This window comes from Rathayibacter sp. AY1H3 (assembly GCF_002932015.1).
In genome coordinates this window covers 1-10,441 of the sequence record NZ_PSUU01000071.1, presented here as the reverse complement: position 1 = coordinate 10,441, position 10,441 = coordinate 1, and the positions used below count along the sequence as shown (strand labels likewise).

The following is a 10,441-nucleotide window of genomic DNA, read 5'->3' as shown; positions in this document are numbered from 1 at the left end:
CGCGGTGCTCGGCGGGGAGGACGGAGTGTCCTCCACCCGGGAGCGGACCGCCGGCTTCCTCGCCGCCCTGGCCGAGCGCGGCGTGCACCCCGCCGCCGAGCTGCGGATGCCCGCCCTGCTGCTGCGGCTGCGGTTCCGCCGCTGCTACGGGCTCGGCCTCGACGAGCACCTCGCCCTCCGCCGACTCGAGCTGGCCGCCGTCCTGATGGCGAGCACCCCCGTCGCTCTCGGCGGCCTCGACCGCATCGCCCGGGGCTCCGGCTACCGGGGCACCGCCGAGCTGGACCGCGACCACCGGAGGCACCGCCGGTCCTCCGCGCTGGCCGCCTGGTTCCGGGCCGCCCCGCGTCCCGAGCGCGAGCACCGGCCCGGCATCCGGCCCGAGGAGGAGCTGCTCGCCGCAGCGCCGGGTGCCGCGACGCCGGCCCGCCCCAGCAGCACCCGCTCGGCACCGGTCACCCCGCTGAGGCGCCGCGCCTGAGCCCGGCCGCGGAGCGGTACAGTGCCACGATGCGCACCTCCGGAACCCGCCGATGACGGCCGTCCGCTACGTCGCGATCGGCGATTCCTTCACCGAGGGCGTCGGCGACGAGCGGCCGGACGGCACCCCGCGCGGCTGGGCCGATCTGACGGCCGCGGGATGGGCGGCGGCCACGGGCGAGCGGATCGAGTACGCCAATCTCGCGATCCGGGGCCGGCTCATCGCGCCGATCCTCGCCGAGCAGCTCGAGCCCGCGCTCGCCCTGGGCCCGACCCACCTCTCCTTCAACGGAGGCGGCAACGACATGCTGCGCCCGCGCGCCGACATCGAGCGGATCGCCGACGCCTACCTCCGCGTCCTCGCGCGCTGCGACGAGCAGGGCGTCGTGCTGATCGCCCTGGCCGGCGCCGACCCGTCGCCGCGGCTCCCGCTCGGCTCGCTCATCCGCCGCCGCGGGGACGCGCTGACCGACGCCGTCCTGCGTCGGACGAGCCATCGGACCGACGTGGTCGTCGCCGACAACTGGCACGACCCCGCTTTCGCCGATCCGGAGCTGTGGTCGGAGGACCGCCTGCACCTCGGCCCGCGGGGGCACCGGCGGGTGGCCGACCGGGTCCTGCGGGCGCTCGGGCTCACACCGCCCGCCGCGCTGCCCGACGCTTCCGAGCCCGCACTCCGGCGCGGCGGAACCGTGCAGTACTACCGGCAGCACGTCGCGCCGTGGGTGCAGCGCAGGCTCACCGGCACGTCCTCCGGGGACGGCCGCGCCGCGAAGTACGCGGGCTTCGTGCCGATCGACCCGGTCTGACGCCTCCTCCGAGGAGCACGGCACTCGTTCGACGGGCAGGGATCTCCCCTGCGGCGCTCAGCGGCGACCTCTCGTGGCCGCTCGACGACGTCGAGCGCTCAGTGCCAGCCGTACCGCGCCGAGAGCACCCGGGCGACGGCGTCGTACCGAGCACGCTCCAGAGCTGCTCCTTCGCGACGCATCCCGGCGGGGTGCACGCGGAACACGCGCTCCGGGTCGACCCAGCTGGGGCGCCCGTCCGGGTCCCAGCCGCCGGTCCCGACGGCCAGGTAGTCGGAGTGCTCCTTCGAGCTCAGCCGCACGGCGAGCACCGTCCCCGACTTCTCGACCGCGAGCACGAGCACCGGGCGGTCCTTGCCGCGGCCGTCGTCCTCCTCGTACGGCACCCAGGTCCAGACGACCTCGCCCGGGTCCGGGTCGCCGTCGGGCGTGGGCGCGTAGCCGAGGCGGACCCCGCGGAGCCGCGACGGGTCGACCTCGACGGTGCGGCCCACTCCGCTCGCGCCCGGGGTCGGCGCCGTCGTGCTCAGGTACGGGCGCTGCGGGCGGGGCCCGGCGTCCGGCCGCGGGGCGACCGCGCGGCCGAGGAGTCGGAGGAGCAGGGACACGACCGAGCGCGAGGAGGGCACCCCGGAACCCTAGCCCGGATCCGTGGCCGCCCGCCCGCGGGGGCGCGCCCGGCGGTCGCCCGTCGCGGACGCGCCGACGGGGTGCCGGCTCCGGAGAGCCGGCACCCCGTCGGGTGCTGCGGAGGAGGGGGTCAGTCCGCCAGGACGTAGCCCGCCTCGCCGTGGATGGCCGTGTCGATGCCGGCGATCTCGTCCTCGTTCTTCACGCGGAAGCCCATCGTCTTCTGGATGATCCAGCCGATGAGGAGCGTCATGACGAAGGAGTAGGCGAGGACGGTGAAGGCCGCGAGGGCCTGCTTGCCGAGCTGGCTCGCGTCGCCGGTGAGGAACAGGCCCACGCCGGTGCCGAAGAAGCCGATGTAGAGCGTTCCGATGAGGCCGCCGACCAGGTGCACGCCGACCACGTCGAGCGAGTCGTCGTAGCCGAGGCGGTACTTGAGGTCGATCGCCAGGGCGCAGACGGCGCCGGTGATGACGCCCAGGACGATCGCCCAGAACGGCGACAGGCTGGCGCAGGCCGGGGTGATCGCGACGAGGCCCGCGACCGCGCCCGAGGCGGCGCCGATCGAGGTGGGCTTGCCGTCCTTGATCTTCTCGACGACGAGCCAGCCGAGGATCGCGGCGGCCGGAGCGGCGATGGTGTTCAGGAAGGCGACGGCCGCGATGCCGTCGGCGGCGAGCTCGGAGCCGGCGTTGAACCCGAACCAGCCGAACCACAGCAGTCCGGCGCCCAGGAGCACGAACGGCGGGTTGTGCGGCTGGTGCGCGCCCTTGGTGAAGTTGACGCGCTTGCCGAGCACCAGGGCGAGGGCGAGGGCCGCCGCTCCGGCGTTGATGTGGACGGCGGTGCCGCCCGCGAAGTCGATCGCGCCGACGCCGTTGGCGATCCAGCCGCCGTCGACGACGGTGGCGTCGTCGCCGAGGGTGAAGTTGAAGACCCACGAGGCGACCGGGAAGTAGACGACGGTGGCCCAGACGCCGGCGAAGACCATCCAGGCCCCGAACTTCGCGCGGTCCGCGATGGCGCCGGAGATGAGCGCGACGGTGATGATCGCGAACGTCGCCTGGAACGCGGCGAAGGCCAGCGTCGGGTAGGCCGACGTCTGCTCGCCGAGCGCGTCGTTGTAGATGCCCTGCAGGCCGATCTGGGCGGTGTCGATGCCGAGGACGCCGTCGATGCCGACGAAGGTGTCGGTCCCTGCGGGGCCGGACGGGCCGTTGCCGAACGCGATCGCGTAGCCGTACAGGACCCAGAGGACCCCGATGAGGCCCATGGCTCCGAAGCTGAGCATCATCATGCTGATGACGCTCTTCGCACGCACCAGGCCGCCGTAGAAGAAGGCGAGCCCGGGGGTCATGAGCAGGACCAGCGCGGCTGCGATGAGCAGGAACGCGGTATTGCCTTGATCCATTGTTGAACCTCTCGTGAGTGTGCAGAGAAAAGCCCGGAGCGAGGACGCTGCGTCGGAGCACGGCCTGGAGACACGCGGGTGTCGGGTCACCTCGGGTAGCCGACAGTCTGGTGGCGCGAGGTTTCGTCCCGTGAGGCACCGCGTTTCGCGGAGGTTACGGCCGAGGCCCCTGTGTAAAAAGCGCGTTACGGCGCGCTGGCGGACGGCACGACGACGACCCCGGGACCGCCGGGAGGAGAGCGGATCCGCCTCTAGGAGCGGGGCGCCATCGAGGTGAGCGCGATGAGCCGCGACATCGAGCGCAGGTACTTCTTGCGGTAGCCGCCGCTCAGCATGTCGCCACCGAAGACCTCGTCGAGGGGCGTCCCGGAGGCGAGGACCGGGATCTGCGCGTCGTAGACCCGGTCGATGAAGGCCACGAGGCGCAGGGCATCGGTCTGGTCGGTCAGAGCGGTGACGCCCCGGAGCACGATGGTGTCGACGCCATCGATCACCTTGATGTAGCGGGAGGGGTGCACGGTGCCCAGGTGGTGCACGGCGTCCGCGAACGGGTCGTCGGTGACGACGGAGCCTGCGGGGGCGGCCGCGACGAGAGCGTCGATCTCCTCGTCGGTGCGCACCACGGCGTGGCCCTCGATGTCGCGGCGCCGGTAGTCGGTGCCGTCGATCCGCATCGTCTCGAAGTGGGCGGCCATCGACTGGATCTCGCGGAGGAAGTCCGCCGCGGCGAAGCGCCCCTCGCCCAGCGCGTTGGGCGGGGTGTTCGAGGTCGCGGCGATGCGGGTCCCGGAGGCGACGAGCTCGCCGAGGAGCCGCGTCATCAGCATCGTGTCGCCCGGGTCGTCCAGTTCGAACTCGTCGATGCACAGGAGCGCTGAGCCCTTGAGGAGAGAGACGGTCGCCGCGTAGCCGAGCGCGCCGACGAGCGCGGTGTACTCGATGAACGTCCCGAAGTAGGTGCGGCCCGGCACCGCGTGCCAGATCGCCGCGAGCAGGTGGGTCTTGCCGACGCCGAAGCCGCCGTCGAGGTACACGCCCGGCTTGACCGCGGGGGCCTTCTTCCGGCCGAAGCCCAGAAAGCCGCCTCCCTTGGATCCGCCGCCGGCGGCGAACGCGCGCAGAGCCTCCACCGCGTCGGCCTGCGAGGGGTACTCCGGGTCGGGACGGTAGCTCTCGAAGGTGGCGCCCTCGAACTGGCGCGGGGGCACCAGCGTCGACGCGATCTCGTGCCCGCTGATCTGGGGCGAGCGGGCGGTCAGGCTGCTCGTCGATCGGACGTCGTCGGGGCTCACTCGCGTCTCGCATCCTGCGCACGGCGGGGGTCAGTGCGCTCAGTGGCGGCGGCCGCACCGGGCACGGAGCCGCCGCGGTTCTGTGTCGAACTCTTACGGCGCCCTCCGTGCGGCGTCGTCCGCGGACGCGTACTGTCGCTGAAGGGCGGGCTCCAGCGTAGCCCGCCGTGGAATCACGCCCGCGCTCCGCGCACCATCCTGGAGGTCCTCCTTGTCCGTCGAAACCGATCCGTCGCCGAAGTTCGCCTCCTACGCGCACCCCGAACGGCTCGTCAGCGCCGACTGGCTCGAGCAGCGCCTCGGCACTCCCGGTCTCGTCGTCGTCGAGTCCGACGAGGACGTCCTGCTCTACGAGACCGGCCACATCCCCGGCTCCGTCAAGATCGACTGGCACACCGACCTCAACGACCCGGTGCAGCGCGACTACATCGACGGCGCCGCGTTCGCCGCGCTCGTCGGCGGCAAGGGCATCGCCCGCGACACCACCGTCGTCGTCTACGGCGACAAGAACAACTGGTGGGCCGCCTACGCGCTCTGGGTCTTCACCCTCTTCGGTCACGAGGACGTCCGTCTGCTCGACGGCGGCCGCGACAAGTGGCTCGCGGAGGGCCGCCCGACGACCACCGACGCCTCCTCCCCGGAGCCCGCCGAGTACCCCGTCGTCGAACGCAGCGACGCCGAGATCCGCGCCTTCAAGGACGACGTCCTCGCGCACTTCGGCAACCCGCTGATCGACGTCCGCTCCCCGGAGGAGTTCACCGGGCAGCGCACCACGGCGCCGGCCTACCCGGAGGAGGGCGCCCTGCGCGCCGGTCACATCCCCAGCGCGCAGAACGTGCCCTGGGGCAGGGCCGCCGCCGAGGACGGCACCTTCCGCCCCCTCGACGAGCTGAACGGCATCTACCGCGAGGGCGCGGGGCTGAAGGACGGCGACTCCGTCATCGCCTACTGCCGGATCGGCGAGCGCTCCGCCCACACCTGGTTCGTGCTGACCCACCTCCTCGGCTTCGAGGGCGTCCGCAACTACGACGGCTCCTGGACCGAGTGGGGCAGCGCCGTCCGCGTCCCGATCGTGCAGGGCGCCGAGCCCGGCGAGGCCCCCGCGGCCCGCTGACGCGTCACGACGGAGGCCGGGAGCGCCGATCCGCCCGTCGACGGGCCGGATCGGCGCTCCCGGCCTCCGCTGCGACCGCCCGCCGCCCCTCCCCCGATGAGACACTGGACCGGATGACCGACACCACGCTCCCCGACGCTCTGCGCGACATCCGCGAGGAGTTCCTCGCCCTCGAGAAGCCGGAGCGCCTGCAGCTCCTGCTCGAGTTCTCGAACGAGCTCCCCGACCTGCCCGAGCGCTACCGCGACCACCCGGACCTCTTCGAGCGCGTGGAGGAGTGCCAGGCGCCCGTCTTCATCGTCGTCGATGTGGAGGGCGGGATCGTCCACCTGCACGCCACTGCTCCCCGCGAGGCGCCCACGACGCGCGGCTTCGCGTCGATCCTGGCGCAGGGCCTGGCCGGGCTCACCCCCGAGCAGGTGCTCGCCGTTCCCGACGACTTCCCGCAGACCATCGGCCTCTCGGAGGCGGTCTCGCCGCTGCGCCTGCGCGGCATGACCGCGCTGCTCGGCCGCACCAAGCGGCAGGTCCGCGCGCACCTGGCCGCATGATCCTCCGGCCGCTCGTCCCCGCCGGTCCGCCGATCGTGATCGGCGAGGAGGGCGCGCGAGCGGCGGTCGCGGACGCCTGGCGTCCCGACGGGGCGGTGCGCGTGCGCCTGAACATGATCGCGAGCGTCACCGGCTCCAGCACCGGCTCCGACGGCACCAGCGAGACGCTGACCAACCGCGTCGACCGCACGATCCTCGGAGTCGTCCGCGAGCAGGCCGACGTCGTCCTCGTCGGAGCCGCGAGCGTCCGCGCCGAGGGCTACCGCGTCCCCCGGCGGGTCCCGCTCGCCGTCGTCTCCGCCTCGGGCGATCTCGCCGGGCACCGCCTGGAGCTGCAGGAGGGCTCCCGGGTCCTGCTGCTGGTGCCGGAGTCGCGCGGCGCGGTGGAGGGGCTCCCCGCCGGCGTCGAGGTCGTCCCGGTCCCGTCCTCCTCGGAGCGGATCGGCGTCGACGAGCTCCTGGAGGCTCTCGCCGGGCTCGGCCTGCACCGCGTCGTCTGCGAGGGCGGCGCCTCGCTCTCGGGCCAGTTCCTCGCCTCGGGCCGGGTCGACGAGCTGTGCCTCACCACCTCGCCGCGCGTCGTCCTGCCGGGCCTCCCGGTCGCGACGGGCACGGCGGTCGTCGACGACGCCTACGCCCTGACGCTCCTGGCCGCGGACGATTCCGGGGCCGTCTACGCCCGCTGGAGCCGCACGCGCTGAGAGCCGCCCACCCGGCGTGCCTCCGCGTCCCGGGCGCGTCGGAACCCTAGTCTGCGATCGTGCCCGAATTCCCAGCGTCGTCCCAGCTCCCTGAGGAGTTCCGGGTCGCGACGGAGTCGATCCGCGCCGCTGCCACGCGCGCCGAGCTCACCGTGTCCGAGATCGCCTCGCCGTCGGGTCTCGCGCCCTGGGCCCTCGCCCTGTCGGGCGACGTCGCGCCGCACGCGCACGGACGCGACTCCGAGCTGGGCACGGGGCGCTTCATCCTGCTCTACGACCCCGAGGAGCCCGAGCAGTGGGGCGGCCCCTTCCGTGTCGTCTGCTTCGCCCAGGCCCCGCTCGAGGTCGAGATCGGCACCGATCCGTTCCTCGCCGAGGTCGCCTGGTCCTGGCTCATCGACGCCCTCGGGGCGCGGGGCGCCTCCTATTCCGCCGCGTCCGGCACGGCGACCAAGGTGCTCTCCACCGGCTTCGGCGAGCTGGCCGCTCAGGGGGACGGTGCGCAGATCGAGATCCGCGCCTCCTGGAGCCCGGATGATGCGCAGCTCGCCGCTCACGTGGAAGGGTGGGGGGAGCTGTTGTGCATGCTCGCGGGTCTCCCGCCCGTATCGAGCGACGGTGTGACCCCGCTCGCCTTCCGACGGAACAACCGTGACTGATTACCGTGTCCTCTCCACGCCCGACGAGTTCCTCGCCGCGGTCGACGCCCTCGCCGCCGGCGAGGGCCCCGTCGCCGTCGACGCCGAGCGCGCCTCCGGCTTCACCTACTCGCAGCGCGCGTACCTGATCCAGGTCTACCGGCGCGGCGCCGGCGCGTTCCTCTTCGATCCCCCCGCCATCGGCCGGATGGACGCCCTGCAGGCGGTCATCGGCCAGGAGGAGTGGGTCCTCCACGCCGCCAGCCAGGATCTCGCCTGCCTGCGCGAGGTGGGCCTGGACCCGGTGCGGATCTTCGACACCGAGCTCGCCGCCCGACTCCTCGGACTGCCCAAGGTGGGCCTCGGCGCCGTCGTCGAGGACCTCCTCGGCATCCACCTGGCCAAGGAGCACTCGGCCGCCGACTGGTCGACCCGCCCCCTCCCCCAGAGCTGGCTCGTCTACGCCGCGAAGGACGTGGAGCTCCTCGTCGACCTCCGCGACCGCATGGAGGAGATGCTCATCGCCGCGCGGAAGACGCGCATCGCCCGCGAGGAGTTCGAGGCGACGCTCGCGCGCGCTCCGAAGGCGGTCCCGCCGGACCCGTGGCGCCGCCTCTCCGGCATGCACTCGCTCCGCGGACCGCGCCCCCTCGCCGTGGCGCGCGAGCTCTGGCTGGCCCGGGACGCGTTCGCCCGCGAGCGCGACATCGCTCCCGGCCGCCTGATCCCCGACTCCTCGATCATCGCGGTCGCCCGCAACATCCCGACCAGCATCGGACAGCTCTCGGGCCGCCGCGACTTCACCGGCCGCGCCAGCCGCGGCGAGGTCGAGCGCTGGTGGGCCGCGATCGAGCGCGGGACGACGACCGAGGACCTGCCGAGCCCGACCCGCCCTGCCGCCGACACGCTCCCCCCTCCGCGCGCGTGGGGCGATCGCAACCCGGCCGCCGACGCCCGTCTGAAGGCGGGACGCGCCGTGGTCACCGAGATCGCCGAGCTGCTCTCGCTCCCGGTCGAGAACCTGCTCACGCCGGAGCTGCTGCGCCGGGTGGCCTGGAACCCGCCCGAGCCGTTGACCGCGGAGTCGGTCGCCGCGGAGCTCACCCGCGCCGGCGCCCGCGCCTGGCAGGTCGAAGCCACGTCGGGCTCGATCGCCACCGCGTTTGTCGAAGCGGCCCAAGCGCCGGCCGAGGGCACCGAAACCCCTTCGTAGGAAGCGGCAAAGGATTCCGGCTGCGCGGTGCCGGTTCCTACGATCGACGGCGACCGTGAGTTCCTGGGAGGCATTGTGGCCGAGAGATCCGAAGTCGTGTTCGTCGACGGAGTGCGTACTCCGTTCGGGCGTGCCGGCGAGAAGGGCATGTACTGGCAGACCCGAGCCGACGACCTCGTCGTCAAGGCGATGATCGGTCTGCTGGAGCGCAACGGCGCGCTGCCGAAGGAGCGGGTGGACGAGGTGGCGATCGCCGCCACCACCCAGCAGGGCGACCAGGGCCTGACCCTCGGCCGCACGGCGGCGCTGCTCGCCGGGCTGCCGAAGTCGGTGCCCGGCTTCGCCATCGACCGCATGTGCGCCGGAGCGATGACCTCGGTCACCGCGACCGCGGGCGGCATCGCGTTCGGCGCCTACGACGTGGTCCTCGCCGGCGGCGTGGAGCACATGGGCCGGCATCCGATGGGCTTCGGCGCCGACCCCAACCCGCGCTTCCTCTCCGAGCGCCTCGTCGGCGAGGACGCGCTCAACATGGGCCGCACGGCGGAGCGGATCCACGACCGCTTCCCGCACCTGACGAAGGAGCGCGCCGACCACTACGCCCTGCGGAGCCAGCAGAAGCTCGCCGCCGCGTACGCCGCCGGCAGCATCCAGCCGGACCTCGTCCCCGTCGCCACGCGCAGTGCCGCGGGCTGGGGCCTCGCGACCGCCGATGAGGCACCGCGCCCCGAGACGACCCTCGAGGGCCTCGCGGGCCTGCGGACCCCGTTCCGCCCCCACGGCCGGGTGACCGCGGGCAACTCCTCCGGGCTCAACGACGGGGCGACGGTGTCGCTCCTGGCCAGCGCCGAGGCCGCGGAGGAGCTGGGCCTGTCCGCGAAGATGCGGATGGTGAGCTTCGCGTACGCCGGCGTCGAGCCCGAGATCATGGGCATCGGCCCGGTCCCCTCGACCGAGAAGGCGCTCCGCAAGGCGGGCCTGGGCATCGAGGACATCGGGCTCTTCGAGCTCAACGAGGCGTTCGCCGTGCAGGTGCTCTCCTTCCTCGACCACTTCGGCCTCGACGACGACGACCCGCGCGTCAACGAGTACGGCGGAGCGATCGCGATCGGCCATCCGCTCGCCTCCTCCGGGGTCCGGCTGATGATCCAGCTGGCCCGGCAGTTCGAGTCGCACCCCGAGGTCCGCTACGGCGTGACGGCCCTCTGCGTCGGCCTCGGCCAGGGCGGCACGGTGATCTGGGAGAACCCGCACTACGACGGCAAGCGCGGACGACGGAAGGGACGCTGACCCATGCTCGACGGATTCGAGAACCTCGTGGACCTCGCCGAGGGCGAGGTCGTCACCCACTCCTACGTCCGCGACGTGCCGCTGCCCAGCGGCCGAACGCTCGCTCTGATCACGCTCGACAACGACCGCGACCACACCCGCCCCAACACCTTCGGGCCGGCGTCGCTCTTCGAGCTGGCGGACGTCCTCCTGGCGCAGAAGGAGCGCGCCTCGCGCGGCGAGGATGAACGGTTTGCCGGTGATGCCGACCGCCTGGATCTCGCCGCGCGAGGCGCGCTCCTTCTGCGCCAGGAGGACGTCCGCCAGCTCGAA

At 73.2% G+C, this 10,441-nt stretch carries 11 protein-coding genes and 1 pseudogene; 9 read left to right on the top strand and 3 right to left on the bottom strand.

Annotated features, from left to right (window positions below):
* The coding region (locus C5C33_RS17505; RefSeq protein ID WP_374953834.1) for a hypothetical protein at positions 1–481 on the top strand (481 nt) is incomplete at its 5' end.
* A 52-nt stretch (positions 482–533) separates the two neighbouring features.
* The gene (locus C5C33_RS17500; protein ID WP_104261739.1) at positions 534–1,289 is read left to right on the top strand and encodes an SGNH/GDSL hydrolase family protein; all 756 of its coding nucleotides are present in this window, start codon (positions 534–536) and stop codon (positions 1,287–1,289) included.
* A gap of 98 nt (positions 1,290–1,387) precedes the next feature.
* On the opposite strand, the gene C5C33_RS17495 is transcribed toward C5C33_RS17500, so the two are convergent.
* The 3 genes from C5C33_RS17495 to zapE form a co-directional block, all read right to left on the bottom strand.
* Positions 1,388–1,918 (bottom strand): type II toxin-antitoxin system PemK/MazF family toxin, encoded by a 531-nt coding sequence (locus C5C33_RS17495; protein WP_167299028.1) that lies wholly within the window; start codon positions 1,916–1,918, stop codon positions 1,388–1,390.
* 131 nt (positions 1,919–2,049) lie between these two features.
* The gene (locus C5C33_RS17490) at positions 2,050–3,330 is read right to left on the bottom strand and encodes an ammonium transporter (RefSeq protein ID WP_104261738.1); all 1,281 of its coding nucleotides are present in this window, start codon (positions 3,328–3,330) and stop codon (positions 2,050–2,052) included.
* 251 nt (positions 3,331–3,581) lie between these two features.
* Positions 3,582–4,622, bottom strand: a complete 1,041-nt coding sequence (gene zapE, locus C5C33_RS17485) for a cell division protein ZapE (RefSeq protein WP_104261737.1) — start codon at positions 4,620–4,622, stop codon at positions 3,582–3,584.
* Between the two features lie 211 nt (positions 4,623–4,833).
* Here zapE and C5C33_RS17480 point away from each other — a divergent pair, with 211 nt between their 5' ends.
* From C5C33_RS17480 to C5C33_RS17450, 7 genes and pseudogenes are all read left to right on the top strand, one after another.
* Positions 4,834–5,736 carry a sulfurtransferase gene (locus C5C33_RS17480; protein ID WP_104232576.1) on the top strand — a complete coding sequence of 301 codons (903 nt, stop codon included), beginning with the start codon at positions 4,834–4,836 and terminating at the stop codon, positions 5,734–5,736.
* A 113-nt stretch (positions 5,737–5,849) separates the two neighbouring features.
* Complete coding sequence (locus C5C33_RS17475) at positions 5,850–6,287, top strand: SufE family protein (protein WP_104222086.1); 438 nt, start codon at positions 5,850–5,852, stop codon at positions 6,285–6,287.
* Positions 6,284–6,988 carry a dihydrofolate reductase family protein gene (locus tag C5C33_RS17470; RefSeq protein WP_104261736.1) on the top strand — a complete coding sequence of 235 codons (705 nt, stop codon included), beginning with the start codon at positions 6,284–6,286 and terminating at the stop codon, positions 6,986–6,988. The genes C5C33_RS17475 and C5C33_RS17470 overlap by 4 nt, the downstream gene beginning before the upstream one ends.
* Before the next feature lie 59 nt (positions 6,989–7,047).
* Positions 7,048–7,647 carry a DUF3000 domain-containing protein gene (locus tag C5C33_RS17465; protein ID WP_104222090.1) on the top strand — a complete coding sequence of 200 codons (600 nt, stop codon included), beginning with the start codon at positions 7,048–7,050 and terminating at the stop codon, positions 7,645–7,647.
* Complete coding sequence (locus C5C33_RS17460; RefSeq protein WP_104222092.1) at positions 7,640–8,839, top strand: ribonuclease D; 1,200 nt, start codon at positions 7,640–7,642, stop codon at positions 8,837–8,839. The genes C5C33_RS17465 and C5C33_RS17460 overlap by 8 nt, the downstream gene beginning before the upstream one ends.
* Positions 8,840–8,914: 75 nt before the next feature.
* Positions 8,915–10,129, top strand: a complete 1,215-nt coding sequence (locus C5C33_RS17455) for a thiolase family protein (RefSeq protein WP_104225236.1) — start codon at positions 8,915–8,917, stop codon at positions 10,127–10,129.
* A 3-nt stretch (positions 10,130–10,132) separates the two neighbouring features.
* Positions 10,133–10,441 (top strand): annotated as a pseudogene (locus tag C5C33_RS17450) (3-hydroxyacyl-CoA dehydrogenase); the annotation flags it as partial.

Coding starts and splice junctions, on each gene's coding strand:
- C5C33_RS17475 (WP_104222086.1), top strand. CDS start 5,850: ATGACCGACACCACGCTCCCCGACGCTCTGCGCGACATCCGCGAGGAG.
- C5C33_RS17470 (WP_104261736.1), top strand. CDS start 6,284: ATGATCCTCCGGCCGCTCGTCCCCGCCGGTCCGCCGATCGTGATCGGC.
- C5C33_RS17490 (WP_104261738.1), bottom strand. CDS start 3,330: ATGGATCAAGGCAATACCGCGTTCCTGCTCATCGCAGCCGCGCTGGTC.
- C5C33_RS17500 (WP_104261739.1), top strand. CDS start 534: ATGACGGCCGTCCGCTACGTCGCGATCGGCGATTCCTTCACCGAGGGC.